Genomic DNA, 19,184 nt, shown 5'->3' on the forward strand with positions numbered 1-19,184 from the left:
GGGGATCAGCATGAGTGTAGCAGATTGTAAAATCGTAGCGTTTGATATGGATGGGACCTTGTTAAATGGAGAAGCAAAAATTTCCCGAGAAACATGGAAAGCATGTGAAGAATTGCAACAACGAGGGGTAAAGCTTCTGCTATCTACAGGTAGACCATTTGTTTCAGCTCGTATCGCATCAGACTACTACCCTTTTGATGGTTATGTATGTAGTAATGGAGCCGCTTTGTTTACAGAGGATGGAACATTAGTAAAATATGCTGAATTACCGAGAGAAGTTATTATTTCTCTTGTAGAAATAAGCAGACAAAAAGATATTTATTATGAGGTTCATGATCAAAACAGCAACCGTTGGATGGTTGAAGAAGATAAAGAACGTATTGGAGAGATGCTTTTCTCAGAACCGTTCATAACAGAGGGAATTACCTTAGAGCACACAAAACGTGAATATGCTAACCGTCAATTTTCTTATAATGAATTAGCTAAGTTTATGCCCAAAGATGAGCTTGTAAGCAAAATTGCTTCAGGAGAATTTGTGATCAGCAAGATGTTTTTTTGGCATAAGGATACGAATGTGTTGAAATGGCTACGTGAACAGACGACAGAATTTGTTGGACAGGTGAGCCTAACTAGTTCTGGGCCATTTAATATGGAAGTGATTCCACTAGGGTTGAGTAAATGGGTCGGATTACAAACCTTTATGCAGAAATGGAACGTGCCCGCAGCAGAAATTGCCGCATTCGGGGATGCAATGAATGACTTTGAAATCCTGTCTCATGTGGGTCACCCAGTTGTAATGGAAAATGCCGAGGATGAAGTGAAAAAGCTTGCGAGATATATGGCGAAGCACCACTGTGAGGATGGAGTGGCATGTTTTATTCGAGAATATATGTTGCCTAATCAGTAATCATTTTACAGTTAGCCCACCCCTTGCTAATTGACAAATAGTCGATGGAGACAGTACAATAGCGCCGAAATCGTCTACATCACCTAGCAGGGGGTAAGGGTATGGAAGCTTTAGCTCTACAGAAGAAGAAGCAACGCGATGCCGAATTAAGAGAACGATTGTTCCAGCTAAAAGAAGAACGCAATGCCATTATTTTAGCTCATTTTTACCAACGTCCGGAGATTCAGGAAGTAGCTGATTTTATTGGAGATTCCTTTGGACTAGCACAAAAGGCAAAAGAAACAAAAGCAGATGTTATTTTATTTTGTGGTGTGCATTTCATGGGTGAAAGTGCAAAAATTCTCAATCCCAACAAAACAGTTATCATTCCTGATGAGCGAGCTGGTTGTCCAATGGCCGATATGGTTAACGTGGAAGGATTGCGCAAAGTAAAAGCTCAACACCCCAATGCAAAAGTGGTAGCTTACATCAACACCTCGGCTGATGTTAAGGCAGAAACACATATCTGCTGTACATCCTCCAATGCACAGAGGGTTATCGAGTCGGTAGACAGTGACGAGATTATTTGGGTTCCTGATAAAAATTTGGGACACTATGTGTCACAATTCACAAGCAAAAAAATGATTATTTGGGAGGGCTACTGTAACACACATGATCAGCTATCTGTGCAAGATATCATGCTGATGAAGGCAGAGCACCCAGAGGCGCTAGTGGTAGTGCACCCTGAATGCCGTCCAGAAGTTGTTGCATTGGCAGACTATGTAGGTTCCACTACCGGAATATTGAAGTTCTGTAGAGAATCAAACCAAAAAGAATTTATCATCGGTACAGAAGATGGAACAAGATATATGTTAGAAAAGGATAGCCCAAATAAACAGTTTTATTTCGCTTCGAAGTATTTGGTCTGTCCAAATATGAAAGTAAATACATTGAAAAAGTGTGTAGAAGCTTTAGAAACCTTAAAACCGCAAATTTATGTCCCCGAACATGTGGCAAATGCGGCACGGGCTTCGTTAGAACGTATGTTAGAGGTAGCTCCCGGCTGATCCAATCGTAAAAAATAACAGAGGTTGAAGATAAACAAAAGTCTGCGCCAAATGAGCGTAGACTTTTTGTACGATTGGGAAGTATTGTTCTATCTGCTCTGGTTAGTGGGAACGTACTCATGGATAGAACAATCGGAAAATATAGTAATCATTTCATCTTTTAAGCAGTAGGCATAGGAGTAGGTGTTGGGTCCGCATAGCCTTTGCTAAAGTTTTCGTCAATATATGTACGAATTTCAAGCGTAGTTTTACCTTCCTGCATCATTTTAGCAGAGGTAATGGCGATATCCATACACGCTTTGCAACGAGTGCCGTGATCGTCCCATGTGACAGAACCATCTTCCTTCACTTCTTTTATAAAACAGTTTCCGTTGTGTTGATGACCAGCAAATTCTCCACATCCACAGTAACAGGGAATGGACTGAAGCAAGTCATTATGATCTGCTGCGATTCGATAGACATCTTTAATATTTGGGTCAACCGTATCCAGAAAAGTCGGGAGAGTGGAGATAGAGGTGGTTAGCTCCTGTAAATCGCCATTGGGTGCGTGTGCCGTATGGGGTGCGTTAGAGGTCTGTTCTTGGCTCGTAGCCTGAGAAGATGAAGATGTTCCTACCGAACTACCATTGGCGCATCCTGTGAGCAATGCGATACCAAGGATTGAGAGAGACAATAGTTTTGCCATTTTCACGTAAATTCCCCCCTTATTTTCCCTTGATTATACCATAAGCTATTCACAGGGCTGTAGATGCTGATATTAAATCGTAATGGTTCTTGTTTACAAATTGCTTGCATATAAGTATAATGAGAGAGGCAAATAGGAATCATTACGAATTATAGTAATATAATAAGAAACATAAACACAAATACAGACAGAGAAGAGAGCATGGAGGAGGACTATATGTTACAGTTCGTTAAAAAATGGGGAGTTATTTTAGGCGTGGCAAGTATGGCTTTGTTTGCAAGTGGATGTGGCAATACCAATATAGCAAGTTCAGTACAAGAGAGTGGAAAACTTTCTGTTTATACAACTATATATCCATTGTATTATGTAGCAGATCGAATTGGTGGGGAGTATGTTTCCATTAAGAACGTTGTTCCGGCTGGAGTCGAACCACATGATTATGAACCGACTGCTCAGGATATGGTGGCCATCTCTAAGGCTAATGTTTTAATTTATAATGGTGGCGGTTTAGAGGCATGGGTAGAGAAAGCTGTAAAGAGTCTGAATCAAGCTAATTTACTTGCCGTAAATACGACAGAAGGTCTTACGCTTCTAGCCTCAGAGGGAGACGATCATCATCATGAAGCAGATCATGGGCATGAAGGAGAATCAGCTGGACATGAGCATGAGCATGATCACGGGGAGTTTGACCCACATGTATGGCTTGACCCGACAATGCTAGAGAAGCAAGCTGCTCAGGTGAAGGATGCATTTGTTAAGGCAGATCAGGCACATAAGGAACAATTTGAACAAAATTATAAAGTGCTAGTAGATGATTTGAAAAAACTGGATCAGGATTTTAAAACAATGGTAGAACAATCATCTAAGAAGGAAATTTTAGTTTCACATAAGGCTTTTACGTATCTAGCTTCTCGTTATGGACTTGAGCAAATTGCGATTTCTGGTGTTTCTCCTGATGATGAGCCATCACCTGCTGAGCTAAAGAATCTAGTGGAGAAGGTAAAACAAAAAGGTATTAAATATGTCATGTTTGAAACATTAGCCTCTCCAAAAGTAGCGGAAGTAATCGCACGTGAAACAAAAGCGCAAACAGCGATATTAAATCCTTTAGAAGGATTGACGTCAGAAGAACAAACAGCGGGCAAAGACTACATCTCCATTATGCGTGAAAACTTGGAAGTTTTACGCCAGGCCCTACGATAAGCTTAAATAAAGATCGCCGCTCCTTGATTGGGGCGGCGGTTTCTTTCAGCAATACAGTTATTTGTGTTCATTCGCATGCTCAACTCCTGCGTTTATCAGCATACGAACATGATCATCATCCAAAGAGTAGTACACCATTTTCCCTACCTTGCGATATTTAGCCAAGCCCATATTCCGTAGTAGTCGGAGATGATGAGAAGCGGTCGCCATGCTAATCCCAATTACGGCTGCAACATCACATACACAGAGTTCATCTTCGAGGGAGAGGGCATAAATAATTTTGGAGCGAGTATCATCAGCTAAGGCCTTAAACAAAGGGGCTACTCCATCTGCCTCTTTTATTCTCGGTTTTAATTGATTTACTTTCTCGACTTCAACGCATTCTATCTCGCATACGTCTTTTTCCGTTTGATCTTCATAAGCCAAAGTGCTCACCTCTTCCTTTCTTTATTATAGAAAACGAAAAGCTACTTCACAAGGATAGGAGAAAAGAGACAAAGAGACTGGTGAAAGCCTTGAGTCCCTGCCCATTTCATAGTACCATGATAGTATTAAATAAGAATTATTACGATTATGCCACAGTTAGGAAGTTGATTATATGCACAATGCAAAAAATCATACAAGTGTAGTTTCTCTGAAATCCGTGTCTTTTCGTTACGAAGATGGAAAAACGGTGCTGGAAGATATAGATTTTTCAATGGAAAAGGGCGATTTTGTAGGTATTGTTGGTCCAAATGGTTCGGGGAAATCAACATTAATGAAATTAATTTTAGGTTTGATTTTACCTACTAAAGGAGAGATTAAGCTTTTCGGACAGCCGATCCAAAAATTTAAGGATTGGACAAAGATTGGCTATGTTGCTCAACAAGCAGCTCATGGAGCGAGTGGATTTCCGGCGACTGTACGTGAAGTAGTAGCTTCGGGGCTGGTAGGTAAAGTAGGGTTGTTTCGGCGATTGTCTTCTGATCACTATCAGCAGGTATCCAATGTAATTAAGCGTGTTGGTTTGTCTGCGAAGGAAAATGAGCGCATTAGCAACTTATCTGGTGGACAGCTACAGCGGGTGTTTATCGCTCGTGCTTTGGTAGCAGAGCCAGAACTCTTGATACTAGATGAGCCAACAGTAGGGGTAGATCAAGAATCTATTGAGCAATTTTATCAGCTCTTGCGTTCGCTTAAAGAGGATACAGGGATGACAATGATGATCGTAAGCCATGATGTTGGCGTCATGATTGAATGGGTAAATAAAGTAGCTTGTTTACAACGTCGTTTACATTTTCATGGCACAGCAGAAGAGTTCGAACATAAACAGGAGCAAATTTTTCAATCGATGTACGGTGAGAGCGTGCGGCTTTTAACCCATCATCATTAATCTGCCACTGGGCGGAAGAAGGAAGGACACGAAAGAATGCTAGCCGATTGGTGGAATTATGAGTTTTTACGATATACCTTGTTTTCAGGACTTCTGATCGGATTGGTTTGCCCGATCTTGGGGACGTTTCTAATTGTTCGCCGCTTGTCTATGATGGCGGATGGACTTTCTCATGTGACGCTTTCGGGAGTAGCAGCAGGGATGCTTTTATCGAAAAAGGTGGCTTTCTTTAGCGTAGTGAATCCCTTATTTTTTGGAATGCTATTTTCTGTGATTGGGTCCCTGTTTATCGAGCGGTTGCGTAAGATATACCGTTCGTACCAGGATTTGGCGATACCGATCATTTTGTCTACCGGTCTAGGCCTATTTACAGTCTTAGTAAGTATTGCTGACGGTTTTAATCAAGATTTATACTCTTACTTATTTGGGAAGATCGTAACGGTAACCATTGAGGATTTATTAGCCTTAATTGGGGTGGCTGTTGTAGTGCTAGGAACGGTTATTCTCTTATACAAAGAATTGTTTGCCGTTTCGTTCGATGAAGAATTCGCACGGGTATCAGGCGTGGCCAGACGCAGTATTAATTTGTGGTTCATGGTTCTAGTGGCTCTAACAATTGCTGCATCCATGCGGATTGTCGGTGTTCTACTGATTTCTGCGTTGATTACCATTCCAGTAGCAGCCAGTTTGCAAATTGCTAAGAGCTTTCGACAGGCTATTTTCTACTCCATTTTGTTTGCCGAAATTTCTGTTTTAACAGGTTTATACTTTGCGTATATGCTCGATTGGGCTTCGGGTGGTACCATTGTGTTGGTAGCTGTCTTTATTCTAATGATTGTGTTGGGTCTCAAACGTTTACGAGCAATCTTACGTTGAAGTAAAGGAGGAGATTGCAGTTGAATTTGGAACAAGCGCTCCAGTTGTTAAAAGACAAAGGATATAAATACACGGGTAAACGTGAAGAGATGTTGCGCATTTGTGCTGAGGAAAAGCGTTATTTATCCGCACGCGATATCATGGGGCGGATGAAGGATAATTATCCGAGTTTAAGCTTTGATACGGTATACCGGAATATTTCTACCTTCGTAAAACTGGGAATTTTAGAAGAGACAGAACTAGATGGCGAAGGGAAGTTCAGGCTCTCATGCTCTACACATGGACATCATCACCATGTGATTTGTACGGTATGCGGTAAGACAAAATCATTGCCGAATTGTCCGATGACAGTAATTCCTGAGATTTCCGAGGAATTTGTCGTGACAGGGCATAAGTTCGAAGTATATGGAACCTGTAAAGATTGTAATGAACATATAGCTATGTAATCGATAAGATATAAAAGGCACCCGATAAGGTGCTTTTTTTATTTTACCTTTTGACTGTAGGAGAGATTCAAGGCCCCATTAATGGGTTTATATTACGAAGGAACGTTGATGATTTGATATGTAACGAAAGTAACAAAGGTGCGTCCAATTAATAAATACCTGTTCTATTCTGAGGAAAATAAAATGTAAACCTTTTGTAACTACTTAGCATTTTTTGGAGTGTATGATTAAGACAACAAGAAAACAACAGATAAAAAAACAAATGAAATAACATTTATTCACTCAATTGATGGAGGTAATGATACATGAAAACATTAGTAAAAGTAGTAACAAGCGTAGCGCTTTGCGGTGGAGTATTTGCAGGAGTTGGAGCAGTAGCTAATGTACCAGTGTTTGCATTGGATACACAAAAAGCACTGCAAGCCTTTGAAGTGGGAGCTCCTTTCTCACTGAAGGATTTGCAAGTAAAACCAAATAGCTATGTACTTGATTACACACAAGCTGATCTCACTGGTGATGGCGTAGCGGACGGCGTAACCTTGATCGGTACAAAAGAGAAAGGTTATATTTCCGTAAGTGATATCATGGTTGTTATGCAAGATGGCAAAACAATGAAATTCACACAGGTACCGGTTGGAAAACAAAATGCCGGATATGAGCCAAAGCTAACAGTGGGCGATTTTAATAAAGATGGTGCACAGGATGTATTAGTGGAAATGGGAGATGGCGGAAGCGGCGGAACTTCTACATATAGCTTGTTATCCTTTAAAGATGGAAAAGGTGCCGCAATGGTTGACCAAGAGAAACTGAATGCAGGCGTTGACTTCGACATTCAGTTTAAAGATGGATTCAAAGCGGAAATTACAAACAAAGCTACGAAAGAAAAAACAACGGTGGATATCAGTGAAAATAAAGCTCAATATATCAAAACTGGAATTTATGATGCAAAAGGAAAGCTATTAAAAGCAGTTGAAGGTGCGCAAGACGGATTTGGCTCCTTAGAAGTAGTGGAACAAGCAGACGGTGGACTTACTTTGGTTGGAACACAACTAATTTGGGGTAGCTATCACGCTGACAGCATCGCTATGGCAACAAGCACGTGGAAAATAGAAAAAGGTGAATTGAAACTAGAAAAAACAGAAGTAACTGCATTTGACCATGATAATTTCTCCATTGCTCCTAACTATGTACCAGGCGATAAATTTACAGAAGCAGCTCTTTCTACAAAAGAAAATAACTACATCATTGATTCTAAATATGCTGATGTAAATGGCGATGGCGTACGTGACGAAGTGATTTTGATCGGCCATAAGGAAGAAGGGGAAAAAGACCGCTTCGCTACCGACCTAACAGTAGCTGTAAAAGATGGTAAAACCAAAAAACTCACTATGGGTACAGTAGGCAAAGAAAACACTGGCTATGACGAAGCTACGCTATATATTGGTGCATTTAACGCTGATAAACATAAGGACATCCTGGTAAGTGCACCAACAGGTGGTAGCGGTGGCCTATCTACTTTTAGCTTGTTGACTTTCTCTGATAACAAAATCGTCCCTTTAGCTGATCAGGAGCTATTAAATAAAGGTGTAGAATACGATGTGGTATTTAAAGATGGTTTTAAAGTAGAGATTTCTAGCAAAGCCACTGGTAAAAAAGAAACCTTGGATGTAAGCAAAAACAAAAAAGAGTATGTTGAAACAAAAGTATATGATAACAACGGAAAGCTATTACAAGAGACAACTGGTTGGGCTGATGGACTATCTGTGTTGACTCCGGTTGATGTAGACAAGAATGGTGTACTAGAGCTTCAAGCTGTACAAAGCATTTCTGGTGCCTACCATGCTGATCGTTTAGGTGCGGCAAAAACAACTTGGACATTGAAAAATGGCAAGCTTGAACTTACAAATGAAGCACTAGAACTACGTAAATAAGTATCATTCTTATTTAGAAATGGATATTGTATCTACCGTAATGAAGAGCCCCCTTTTTTGAATAAGCTGATGATGAGTTTTGGTGTTGGGAAGTAAATAGATTGGACAAAAGAAGCGGTAGGAGCCTTTGGGCTTTTGCCGTTTTTTCGTATTCTCCCGTTTGTATAGGTAAAAATTTTCTCCAATGATTATCGACTTCTGCTCCTGAGAGGCATTTGCTATAATGATGAGGAAAAAAGTTAGAGAGTCACAGGAGATGGTGATGTGTGATGTTCCCGAGACATGTACTGAACTACCAGACCGATCATTTACAAAACATGTATACCGATGTGATTGTAGTTGGTTGTGGAATCGCAGGCTTGTATACAGCGTTAGAAGCGAGCAAAAAAGCAAAGGTAGTACTAATCAGTAAAAAGGGTTTGCAAGATAGCAATACTCGCTGGGCTCAAGGGGGCATTGCAGCGGTTACTGCTCAAAATGATTCTCCCGCATTACATCGTCAAGATACCATGCTGGCAGGTGCCGGAATTTGTACCTATGAAGCAGTAGATGTACTGGTACATGAAGGACCTCAGCGTTTACAGGAGCTAATAACCTACGGGACTCAATTTGATAAAAATAGCAATGGAGAATATGAGTTAACACGAGAAGGTGCGCATAGTCAGCGACGTATTCTGCATGCACAAGGAGATGCTACTGGTGCCGAGATTGTCCGAGCTCTAGCTAAAAAGGTGGCAGAAACAACGAACATTACGTTATTAGAGGAGCATTTCGCCGTCGATATTCTTACACATCAAGGAGAATGTGTGGGAGTGGTAGCTCTTAAACCGGACGGAGAAATGTTTGTTATACGATCCCATGCTACTATTCTGGCAACTGGTGGTGCTGGCCAGCTATATCGCTACACCACGAATCCAGAAATTGCAACAGCAGACGGTATAGCGATGGCTTATCGGGCTGGAGCAGAAGTAAAGGATATGGAATTCATTCAATTTCATCCTACCGCTCTTTGCTATCCAGATGCTCCGCGTTTTTTAATTTCCGAGGCTGTCCGAGGAGAAGGGGCCTATTTGCGCAATATTTCGGGTGAACGCTTTATGGACAAGTATCATCCACAGCAAGAATTGGCTCCGAGAGATATTGTGGCACGAGCTATTGTATCAGAGATGGAAAAAACGAAGTCTACCTTTGTCTATCTTGATATTACACATGAGTCTGAAGAGCTGATTAAACATCGCTTTCCAACAATCTATGATTTCTGTCTGGCCTATGGACTTGATATGGTAGCTGACTGGATACCAGTGGCACCAGCCTGCCATTATATGATGGGTGGCGTAAAGACTGATTTATATGGTGAAACAAATGTACCGAGGCTATTTGCGTGCGGGGAAGTTTCTTGTACAGGTGTACATGGTGCTAATCGCTTAGCTAGTAATTCATTGTCAGAAGCGATTGTCTTTGGCCATCGTATCGTAGAACGTTTACAAAAGCTATCACCTGTTATGTCATCTATTTCGCTTAATGAATCATCTTTACGTACTGGGAAAGTAGGTAACCTCAAAAAAATGCGCCTGCAACTACAAAAGATCATGTTGCGTAAAGTAGGGGTAAAGCGTGAGGCACAGGGCTTACAAGAAGCGTTGCAAGAACTTGAGAGCATGCAGACAGTCTTATCAACTCATACAATCAAACGTGAGGCCCTTGAACTGAAAAACCTGCTAACGACAGCCATCCTTACCACCAGAGCAGCACTGGTACGCACAGAAAGCCGCGGTGGTCATTATCGCGTCGATTATCCTGAGCCAAATGAAGAGAGATGGCACAAGCATATTACGCAAGGCATCAACTCAGGGCTACAAGAGGAGAGTGAAATCCGTTATGCTATGGAATAAACGCGAATTACAACGGAAAATAGAGGAATGGCTATTCGAAGATGTTGGTCATGGGGATATCACAACAATGACAACGATTCCAGCAGATGAAAAAGGTACGGGAATCTTGTATGCTAAAGAACCAGGTATGATTGCAGGATTAGATATTGCCGAACAGGTCTTTCATACCGTGGATCATGAGTTGGACTTTCAACGGTTAGTGCCGGAGGGCAGTCAGGTACAAAAAGGGGATGTGATTGCTGAAGTAACTGGTTCGGTACAAGCTATTTTAACAGGTGAACGGTTAGCCCTTAATTTATTACAGCGTCTTTCAGGGATTGCTACACGTACCCAATTGTTTGTGAGGGAGATTTCGCATACACAGGCGAGAGTAGTAGATACACGTAAAACAACACCAGGTCTGCGATTATTGGAAAAATACGCAGTGCGTGTGGGTGGTGGACATAATCATCGGTTTGCCCTGTACGATGCAGTGATGATCAAGGACAACCATAGTAAAGGTGCAGGTGGAATAAAAGAAGCAGTGAGGAAGGCCCGTGAAGCCATTCCCCACACAATGAAAATAGAAGTAGAAGCTGAATCACTAAAGCAAGTACATGAAGCATTGGAAGCAGGAGCCGATATTATCATGCTGGATAATATGCCCTGCGATATGATGAGAGAAGCAGTCCAAATCATTCAAGGCAAGGCAATCATCGAAGCATCTGGTGGAGTGACATTGGAGACGGTGAGAGCTATTGCTGAAACTGGTGTGGATGTGATTTCGGTGGGTGGACTCACGCATTCCGTTACTGCTTTAGATATCAGCTTAGATTTGAACCAACGGAAAAGATAGTCAGCGTCAGTGGACAAGATAGAGAAAAGAGGAACTACCCATGCTACTCGTAATGGATATAGGCAATACCAATATTGTGCTCGGGATGTATCAAGGAGATAGGCTAGTTTACCATTGGCGCATTGCAAGTGACCGCAATAAGACCGAAGATGAGTATGGTATGCTAGTGCTCAATTTATTTCAAAACGCTAAGCTTACACTAGAAGCCGTGACCGGAATTATTATTTCTTCGGTCGTACCACCTTTAAATAAAGCGGTGGAAAGTATGTGTGAAAAGTATTTTGCCAAGAAGCCGCTATTGATTGGACCAGGTATTAAAACCGGTCTGAATATAAAAGCAGAATACCCGAGAGAGGTGGGAGCAGATCGAATCGTCAACGCTGTTGCAGCGATTCATGAGTATGGATCGCCTTTATTAATTGTTGACTTCGGTACGGCGACAACCTTCTGCTATATAGATGAAAAGAACCAATACTGGGGAGGTGCAATCGCGCCAGGTATCGGGATTTCGACGGAGGCGCTCTTTACGCGTGCCGCAAAGCTACCCCGTATTGAGATTGCCAAGCCTGCGACTGTGATTGGCAGAAACACGATTGCTTCCATGCAATCCGGTATTTTTTATGGTTTTATTGGACAAGTTGAGGGCATTGTGAGAAGAATGAAGCAGGAGTGTAATAGCAAGCCAACGGTGGTTGCAACAGGGGGTCTTGCTCCACTCATTGCGAGAGAGACCGATTGTATTGATGTGGTTGATCAGCATCTGACGTTGAAGGGTTTACGGTTGATTTATGATCGGAATATGTAAGAGGTGCTTTCGAGAGCCATGGGCATGATCCTGTGGCTTTTTTTAACACTTCGTCTTTTACCTAGAGGATTTGATTGAACAGGTAAAGTGTCATAAATGATTGCATAGAAAAACTACACCTCCAATGTTAGATGTGTCTAACAATTGAGGTGTAGTTAATAGTAAGCCAGAGCGTTTCCGTTTTATGAGTCCAAAGGGCAGAGATAAACCCCTTCCACATTACAAATTTTTTCTAGAAATTCCCTATTAGATTGGTCTGTCAAATAGGTAGGGCAAGCAAAGTCACCAGGCCATATAATGAGATTCAAATCTACAAAGTAAAGGCAAGTTGAAATATAATCACGAAGATTTAATTTGAGGAGGAATTCAAGATCCTTCAATTCAGATACTTCAATGATTGATTCAAAGAGCTTCTCTTGGAGCTCTTTAAGTTTGTTCTGATCAATATTTTCGGGAAATATATCTTTATATGAAATGCTACTTTCCACGAAAGTGCGAGAGCAAGTCCATAAATTTCTAAAAACATTTAGAAATTTGCGTTCAAGCTCTAAATAGTCTTGTTGCTCCTTGATCTCCTTATCTATTTTATAAAAAATCTCTGCTTGATTATATTTATCCCAATTTTGAATTAATGTAGGAAATCGGTTGATTCTATACATTTTATTCGTATATTGAATATCAAATTTATCCCACTTATCAACAAATAGAACATCTTTATCCCAATCATCAGGTCGTTCACAACCCTGTTTTAGATAATCCATGTCGATGGCATAATGTGAAATGTAGTCTTGGAACGTTACAAAACTCTTACTGTCCAACAATTTTCCCCTCTTTCGTCAAAGAAGCAAGCCCTTTACCAGAAAGGCAAAGGGCCCATTAAGACCTTTTGGATAGGATTTACAAGACGGACGATCACCAAAGCTAAGACTTTTTCATGGCAAGGATCGGGTAGAGATTTTCGTACCTTCATAAAAAAGCGCCCGTTAAATTGAAAAATTAAGACTTCGATTGGGTTTCCCATTCTTTGAAGTAATTCATTAGTTCTTGATGAAATACCCTATTTGTATTCATGATTTCGCAACCTCTATCGTCATAAAGATGGAAAATACAATTTGTATTGATGTTTACTAAGAATACATCAGGCGCATAAAGACTACCTTTTTTTCTTAAACGAGGCTGTAATCCATAAAAATCTTCATGAATCAATGTTTTTAATAACCACTCTAATTTTAAGTCAGATACTTTACAGAACAATTCCATCTGCTGCACAAACTCATTATCTCCATCAACCTGCCAATAACATTCATGAAGACGTAATGAATATTTTAGCTTTTGATTTTTTACATAACGTTTAAAAAAGTTCGGATATACTGTTTTTTTTGTTCCATTCGGATATGAGTTCACAACAACAATGACATCATCCTTTTATTGAAATAACAAGGAAATAATTTCAGAAACTTGCTCATACACCCTATAAAACATATCCATATTAAGTTGACCATTGTCATCAATTTGATATATACCATCGCCTACTTCAACATGGATTCCTAGTCCCCAAAGATGATAAAAATCAGGCATTAACTTTAAATTATTATAATGCTCTTCCATAAATTTTTTTAATTCCATATATACCACCTTAATTATTGATTACTGCCCTTTTTGATTCTATACATTTTATTCGTATATTGAATATCAAATTTATCCCACTTATCAACAAAAAAGAGCATCCGTATCCCAATATTCAGGTTCATCACAACCCTTTTTTAGATAATCCATGTCGATGGCATAATGTGAAATGTAGTCTGGAACGTTACAAAACGCTTACTTTCCAACAATTTTCCCCTCTTTCGTCAAAGAAGCAATTCTCTCTCCTTTTCTATCATTCAATTTCCATACATCTCCTTTATGTCCTATTTTATCGCCTCCAGTTCCTCTAGTTTTTTCAATAGTCCAACCTGTTTTTTGATGCTTATAAGTACCTCTTTCTACTTTTACTTTATCAGTAAATTTATCTAAATCTACGGAGTAATCGTCATTTTTCTTTTTTAATTTTTTAGGAATTGCATCAGTTTAGCACCTCGATTTCTTTCTTTGTACTTAAATAAACATCCCTATTTTTTTCCTTTGTTTATCCAACTCTTCCCCTACAAAAAGGCCAGCTGTAACAGCAGCAACACCACCCACTACATATGCAGCGATTTCAGTAGCTCCCCAAGCTAATGGAATTAGAAAGACCACTCTTTTTTGTCGTCCATTACTCTCTTTTTGTAATTGGGACATTACCTCGCCAAACGTCATGGGGATTTCTCCATGACTTTTTTTGTCCTAAAAAGCAACAGTATGCTTCCTTTACTGGATGGTGAAGGAGGGGGTGCAATGAGAGGCTTTCGTATTAGTTATATTCGTTTGCTAGTTATCACGCTGTTGGCAATTGCATGTGGTTTCCTAATTAAAGTAAAAATGTTTTCAAATAATAGAAATCGAGCATCAGAACAGTTGCGAAAAGGAGAGCGTGTACATATATGATAAAAAAACGTGAATTAATCAATAAATTTTTATTGTTATTTACATAATTATACATTTTGGGTATTATTATTTAGATGTGTTAAGTACTGGTGTGATTTTTGATATGACATTTAAGCAATAACATAGTTCTGGAAGAAGTATATAAATAGGTAAAGGCAGGGGTATAAATGGAAGGAAACAAAACTTTGGTTTATACAACTTTGGGTGACTTGATTAAAGAGAAACGTGAAGAATTTGGATTAAGCATTTCAGAACTAGGTAGATTAACAAATATTAATAAGAGCGTAATTTCAAAGTTGGAAAGCGGGGAAACCAAACGACCCGAATTAAAAACAATCAGGTCTATAACAGAAGTTTTGAAACTGCCTTATAAAGACATTGTTGAACAGTACGCTAAGATAGAAAAACGTGTTGAGGTTTTACTTGATCTCATAATCGAAGCGATTGAAATCTCTCAATTTCAATTAATCCCACATGTGGCTCAAAAAATTCTTGAGTCTCCTTATGAAGAGACATATAAAGCTTTAGAACGTCTCTATGATCTTACTGCCAAGATCAAGAATAATAATGAAGTAAAGGTGTTACTTTACTGTGTTATTATTAAATATGCTAGACAACATGGAGTGCCAATGTATATAGCTAAAGGACTATTTCAACAATACATAATTGAGAGAGAAGACTTAAAAGGACTTGAAAAAACATTTCAAATCGGAGAAGAAATTTTACACTACGTTGGTTTTTTATCCGATGAGGAACAAACTATTTTTTATTATCGAATGGCACTTCATGCACATAATATTAAAAAGTACGAAAAATGTATTGAATTTGGTCAAACAGGCATGAAAATGGATTTAACAACAAACAGTCTTAAAGAGAATGTAGCATTAGCAATGTGTAACTCTTACGCAATTCTTGAAGACTACGAAAGTTTTAATGCACATTTAGATGAATGTGAAAAAAAAGGCTATAGTTTTATAATTGAATGCATAAAATATTACAGAGCTATCATTCTTTTTAAAACAGGACAAAATCATAAAGCAATTCCATTGCTTAAAGAATGTGTGGAAGAAGTTGAAGGTAACAGACGTTTGCACCGATTAAATATGCTTTTAGAAGCTTTGTTTGAGATAAAAAATTCTCAATTGATTGGGGAACTGATAAAGTCTCAAGAAAAGCACTTTCCACTGCATGTAGTCACACCTTATCAGCATGCTCAATTAGGTAAGTATTATAGATATAAAGGTACTTATCTTATTGAAAATGGGCAGTTTGATACTGGCATAGAATCTTATCTAAAAAGCATATCCTTCTATGCTACGATTGGATCATATCAAGACATTATTGAATGTTCTAAGGATATTTTTTATTACCATGTTTTATTCAGAAAAAAAACTAAAATTGAAATTGCGGAAAAATTAAATGAATTGTATAGTACTGTTACAGTAGAAGAAAGGGGAGGGGTTTTATGAAAAAACTTGTAATAACCTCTGTAATCTTTTCCAGTATTCTTTCGTCACTTGTATTTATTAATATGGAGAATCGTTCAGAAAAGGAATATGCTTCTAGCCAACGTATTCAAGTTTTCTTTGAAGACCCTGGTCATTAATCATTTGAAGTTTCTCCAAGGGGTACCACACTTTTTACAGAGTGGTACCCTTTTTATTTATAGTAGTGTGCGAATTATGTAATAATTTGTCTAATGTTTCTTGTTTACAAAAAATATAATTTAAAGAAACTATTGGTAAAATTCGAATATCAAAGTTGATGGGAGGTGCTTTTATTAGTGTTTAAAGAACTAATTAGGGACATATTTTTTTGCTTATTTGAAGAAATAATGTCCCTACCACCTTAAGAAACTTTTCTATTTCTACTAATCAATATTGGTAGAGGAATTGACTTAACTATTTTCCAATGTCGGGGAAGGATGAGAATTGTGCCTATTAATAAGAAATTAGCAACAAAACTATTATTGACAACATCACTTTCGAGTCTATTAATAATTCCGCCAGTATTTGCAGAAGGAACTGGAGATAACCAAACACCTACTGAGGATATTAAAACACAGGAGCAGATCGATGCTCTTCAAGAAAAGGAAGAAGCTCTGGATAGTTTTCTTCGAGATAAGTATGAAGAAATCAGTCGTGAAGAAATCTACGAACTATCAAATTCAGAAATCCAACGAATATTTAAAGAGGATGAGAAAATAAGGGGTACTATTGGCGTTAAAGTATTTGAACAAGAAACTAACTACTGGTGCGGTCCTGCTACGGTTAAACAAGTTCTTCATTATATCAATGGAAATTCAAAGAGTCAGAAGTCTTATGCAAAAGAGCTTGGGACTACAACTGACGGCACAGACTTTTCGGTAATTGATAACGTTCTTAATGACAATCAAAATAAAAATAAGTATGTTTACACTACTCATGATTCCGATCAAAAATATAAGTTTTTGGATAAGATTGAATATGGAGTAGAGCATGATTATCCCGTAGTAATTGATCTTTCTATTAAGCCGGAGTATATGCCAATCTATAAAAAGGCTGTAAAAGGGCATATATTAAATGCCTCTGGATATGATTGGAGAGACTGGGAGTTGAGATTGACTGACCCTTTTGACCAAGGGGGGAGAGGTGTAACACTAGGTAATACATGGCATCCTGCTGATGGTGTTTGGAAAGCAAATCAGAATCATTTTAGAAGTGCAGTCATTTGGTAATAAACATCCTTGGGGCATATTAGCCTCAAGGATTTAAACTTATTTAACAGAGGTGAAAGATGAATAAATTTATTAAAATATGCCTACTGTTGACCTTAATGTTGGTTTCTGCTTGTAGTGAACCTAGTATCAATACAAAAGACACTATATTACAGAAGCAATCACCAGTATCATCCCCAGAAAACAAGTTTGAGTTAATGCAGAAATCTGACGTGATGTTCTCAGATGATAAAGCTACTCTTTCTTCACGAGAAAATGATAAGTTGAATGTCCCTTTTAAAATTAGAACTTATGATTTAAGAAGAGACACGGTTGAAGGTGTTTCAGTTGCCCCAGAATATGTTAACGAAGAAATAATTGCTTTTGACACATTAGATGCAAAAGAGGAATATTCTTTTGTAGGAACTTATAATAAGAAAAGTAAGGCTTATAAAAAAATTTATGTAGCCCCAAAAGGAAGGATTACTAATTCCCTAACTGGTATTAATAAATCATTATATTGGGTCGAATATGATAGTGACTTAAATAATGAACTTCATTGGAGCATAATTGCATATAATTTGTCAAACGCAACTAAAAAAACAATAAAATCAGGGGTAACTAAGAATGAAATAGACCCTCCTATTCTGGGAATATCAAATGGGAACATAACTTGGATAGAGTATGATTTTCCGAACAAAAAAGTTATAAGTAAAGTGGTTTCCTATAGTCCAACAACAGGAAATGAAAAGGTTATTGCAACAGTTGAATTAGATGAATCAAATGGAAGAAATGGAGTATTCTTTTCTTCAATGAATGCTGTAGATGAAGGGTTTATTGTACATCAATCAATTTTTGATAAGAACAATAGCACAAAAAAATACCGAATTTCTTTTTACCCTAACCAAAATAATACTCACCCTTTGCATTTGCTAGAGAAGAACAGGGTTATTGATTATACAGTAGGGGGAAATTGGTTTGTCTGGACAGAAGAAGGTGCGGTATTTATTGCTTCCTTGAAAGATGGTAAAGTTAAGTACAGGTTCGATGGATATAGTAAAAAATTAACAAATGATACACCTATAATTAAAGAGAATTTTCTTTTCTATAGATATGCAATAAATCAAATTTTCGTGGTTGATTTAAACACTGGTCAACGAATGCCTATTTCTGCTAATCAGACTCTTACAAGTAAGTTGTATAAATCGGGCAGATTTATTTCTTTCGCTCTTGATGACGATGAAAAAAATAAAGACGTGATAAAAATGTATGTTCTTGAGTGATATTTTTTGTTATAGCCGAGACATCTCTATCTTTACCGGAACGAGATGTTTTCGGCTTTTTTGTATTTAATTTGATTAGGTTATTAAATTATTTTGTAAAAAAATGTAGAACGTTTCTTATTTGTAAGTTTTAGTTAATTTAGAAACTGTAAGTAGAATTAACAATGTGCAATGAGAGGAGAAGTAAAAGGAGGAATGAATGTGTGTTCTTTTAATAAAGCAAATAGTGATACTCTAGAGGTTGGAAAGGAATTAAGACCATCCCAACCGCCTTGAATAACAGGTAGGGTTACTCAAGTTGATATTGCCAATCTATCATTGAAAGATGAAGTACAAATTCATCAATTGGACAGTAATTTATTGAACTCTACAGAAGTTCTTCGGCAAAAATTAATAAAATTGTATTGTAAGGAAGGTTCGTTTTCAAATGAAAGGGTAGTGAAAATGAGTCAAGAACTAGATGAGTATATCGTCAAAGCTCAAAGGGATTGGAAGATTAACGGGTGTAGAGCTAGATGAAACTTTTTCTAGTTGTTCCTTGTTCGATTAACCTTTCTGTATTTTAAGGAGTATAAATGTCACTAAGATGGAGTGACCAACATCAAGATATAGGTTTTAAAAAATTGAAAAAATAATTGTTAATATTAGGAGCGATACCAACAGTTCCAATCAAAATGATAGT

The 19,184-nt window shown here is 38.3% G+C and carries 22 protein-coding genes; 16 read left to right on the forward strand and 6 right to left on the reverse strand.

All coding sequences use genetic code 11. The features are described from left to right. The first annotated feature begins 10 nt into the window (after positions 1-10). Positions 11-907: a Cof-type HAD-IIB family hydrolase gene (locus BrL25_RS10630; RefSeq protein ID WP_018672303.1), complete on the forward strand. Its 897-nt coding sequence runs from the start codon at positions 11-13 to the stop codon at positions 905-907. 101 nt (positions 908-1,008) lie between these two features. Beyond that, positions 1,009-1,953 carry a quinolinate synthase NadA gene (nadA, locus tag BrL25_RS10635; protein ID WP_018672302.1) on the forward strand — a complete coding sequence of 315 codons (945 nt, stop codon included), beginning with the start codon at positions 1,009-1,011 and terminating at the stop codon, positions 1,951-1,953. Between the two features lie 160 nt (positions 1,954-2,113). On the opposite strand, the gene BrL25_RS10640 is transcribed toward nadA, so the two are convergent. Further along, entirely contained in the window at positions 2,114-2,638 is a 525-nt protein-coding gene (locus BrL25_RS10640) for a PCYCGC motif-containing (lipo)protein (RefSeq protein ID WP_035312109.1), read from the reverse strand. Positions 2,639-2,854: 216 nt separating this feature from the next. Between BrL25_RS10640 and BrL25_RS10645 the strand changes: the two genes are divergently transcribed. Next, positions 2,855-3,841, forward strand: a complete 987-nt coding sequence (locus BrL25_RS10645) for a metal ABC transporter substrate-binding protein (RefSeq protein ID WP_018672300.1) — start codon at positions 2,855-2,857, stop codon at positions 3,839-3,841. A 57-nt stretch (positions 3,842-3,898) separates the two neighbouring features. Here BrL25_RS10645 and BrL25_RS10650 read toward each other — a convergent pair whose 3' ends face one another. Beyond that, positions 3,899-4,267, reverse strand: coding sequence for an ArsR/SmtB family transcription factor (locus BrL25_RS10650; RefSeq protein WP_018672299.1), 369 nt, complete (start codon positions 4,265-4,267; stop codon positions 3,899-3,901). Between the two features lie 172 nt (positions 4,268-4,439). On the opposite strand from BrL25_RS10650, the gene BrL25_RS10655 reads away from it, so the two are divergent. From BrL25_RS10655 to BrL25_RS10685, 7 genes are all read left to right on the forward strand, one after another. Then, positions 4,440-5,213, forward strand: coding sequence for a metal ABC transporter ATP-binding protein (locus BrL25_RS10655; RefSeq protein WP_018672298.1), 774 nt, complete (start codon positions 4,440-4,442; stop codon positions 5,211-5,213). Positions 5,214-5,249: 36 nt separating this feature from the next. After that, positions 5,250-6,089, forward strand: coding sequence for a metal ABC transporter permease (locus tag BrL25_RS10660; RefSeq protein ID WP_018672297.1), 840 nt, complete (start codon positions 5,250-5,252; stop codon positions 6,087-6,089). Between the two features lie 20 nt (positions 6,090-6,109). Beyond that, on the forward strand, positions 6,110-6,535 hold the full coding sequence (locus tag BrL25_RS10665) for a Fur family transcriptional regulator (RefSeq protein ID WP_018672296.1): 426 nt from the start codon (positions 6,110-6,112) through the stop codon (positions 6,533-6,535). A gap of 305 nt (positions 6,536-6,840) precedes the next feature. Then, positions 6,841-8,466: a YybI family spore inner coat protein gene (locus tag BrL25_RS10670; protein ID WP_018672295.1), complete on the forward strand. Its 1,626-nt coding sequence runs from the start codon at positions 6,841-6,843 to the stop codon at positions 8,464-8,466. Positions 8,467-8,735: 269 nt separating this feature from the next. Further along, positions 8,736-10,358 carry an L-aspartate oxidase gene (gene nadB / locus BrL25_RS10675; protein WP_018672294.1) on the forward strand — a complete coding sequence of 541 codons (1,623 nt, stop codon included), beginning with the start codon at positions 8,736-8,738 and terminating at the stop codon, positions 10,356-10,358. Then, positions 10,345-11,193: a carboxylating nicotinate-nucleotide diphosphorylase gene (nadC, locus tag BrL25_RS10680; RefSeq protein WP_018672293.1), complete on the forward strand. Its 849-nt coding sequence runs from the start codon at positions 10,345-10,347 to the stop codon at positions 11,191-11,193. The genes nadB and nadC overlap by 14 nt, the downstream gene beginning before the upstream one ends. Positions 11,194-11,233: 40 nt before the next feature. Then, positions 11,234-11,998 (forward strand): type III pantothenate kinase, encoded by a 765-nt coding sequence (locus tag BrL25_RS10685; protein ID WP_018672292.1) that lies wholly within the window; start codon positions 11,234-11,236, stop codon positions 11,996-11,998. A gap of 182 nt (positions 11,999-12,180) precedes the next feature. Here the strand turns inward: BrL25_RS10685 and BrL25_RS10690 are convergent, their stop codons facing one another. The 4 genes from BrL25_RS10690 to BrL25_RS10700 form a co-directional block, all read right to left on the reverse strand. Continuing rightward, a complete protein-coding gene (locus tag BrL25_RS10690) occupies positions 12,181-12,816 on the reverse strand; it encodes a hypothetical protein (protein ID WP_018672291.1) in 636 nt (211 codons plus the stop codon). Between the two features lie 178 nt (positions 12,817-12,994). Continuing rightward, positions 12,995-13,411: a DUF3885 domain-containing protein gene (locus BrL25_RS25620; RefSeq protein WP_418230124.1), complete on the reverse strand. Its 417-nt coding sequence runs from the start codon at positions 13,409-13,411 to the stop codon at positions 12,995-12,997. Between the two features lie 12 nt (positions 13,412-13,423). Then, a complete protein-coding gene (locus BrL25_RS25625) occupies positions 13,424-13,624 on the reverse strand; it encodes a hypothetical protein (protein WP_018672289.1) in 201 nt (66 codons plus the stop codon). A 471-nt stretch (positions 13,625-14,095) separates the two neighbouring features. Then, positions 14,096-14,296, reverse strand: a complete 201-nt coding sequence (locus BrL25_RS10700) for a hypothetical protein (RefSeq protein ID WP_018672287.1) — start codon at positions 14,294-14,296, stop codon at positions 14,096-14,098. Positions 14,297-14,374: 78 nt separating this feature from the next. On the opposite strand from BrL25_RS10700, the gene BrL25_RS10705 reads away from it, so the two are divergent. The 6 genes from BrL25_RS10705 (at position 14,375) to BrL25_RS10725 (ending at position 19,021) form a co-directional block, all read left to right on the forward strand. Beyond that, positions 14,375-14,524, forward strand: coding sequence for a hypothetical protein (locus tag BrL25_RS10705; protein WP_155803045.1), 150 nt, complete (start codon positions 14,375-14,377; stop codon positions 14,522-14,524). A 167-nt stretch (positions 14,525-14,691) separates the two neighbouring features. Beyond that, the gene (locus BrL25_RS10710; RefSeq protein WP_018672285.1) at positions 14,692-15,993 is read left to right on the forward strand and encodes a helix-turn-helix domain-containing protein; all 1,302 of its coding nucleotides are present in this window, start codon (positions 14,692-14,694) and stop codon (positions 15,991-15,993) included. Continuing rightward, on the forward strand, positions 15,990-16,130 hold the full coding sequence (locus BrL25_RS24790) for a hypothetical protein (protein ID WP_018672284.1): 141 nt from the start codon (positions 15,990-15,992) through the stop codon (positions 16,128-16,130). The genes BrL25_RS10710 and BrL25_RS24790 overlap by 4 nt, the downstream gene beginning before the upstream one ends. 318 nt (positions 16,131-16,448) lie before the next feature. Beyond that, positions 16,449-17,240 (forward strand): C39 family peptidase, encoded by a 792-nt coding sequence (locus BrL25_RS10715; protein WP_035312108.1) that lies wholly within the window; start codon positions 16,449-16,451, stop codon positions 17,238-17,240. Between the two features lie 59 nt (positions 17,241-17,299). Continuing rightward, positions 17,300-18,502: a hypothetical protein gene (locus BrL25_RS10720; RefSeq protein WP_018672282.1), complete on the forward strand. Its 1,203-nt coding sequence runs from the start codon at positions 17,300-17,302 to the stop codon at positions 18,500-18,502. 399 nt (positions 18,503-18,901) lie between these two features. Then, positions 18,902-19,021 carry an aspartyl-phosphate phosphatase Spo0E family protein gene (locus BrL25_RS10725; RefSeq protein WP_335639070.1) on the forward strand — a complete coding sequence of 40 codons (120 nt, stop codon included), beginning with the start codon at positions 18,902-18,904 and terminating at the stop codon, positions 19,019-19,021. Positions 19,022-19,184 lie beyond the last annotated feature (163 nt).

This window comes from Brevibacillus laterosporus DSM 25, from assembly GCF_002706795.1.
Taxonomy (GTDB): domain Bacteria; phylum Bacillota; class Bacilli; order Brevibacillales; family Brevibacillaceae; genus Brevibacillus_B; species Brevibacillus_B laterosporus.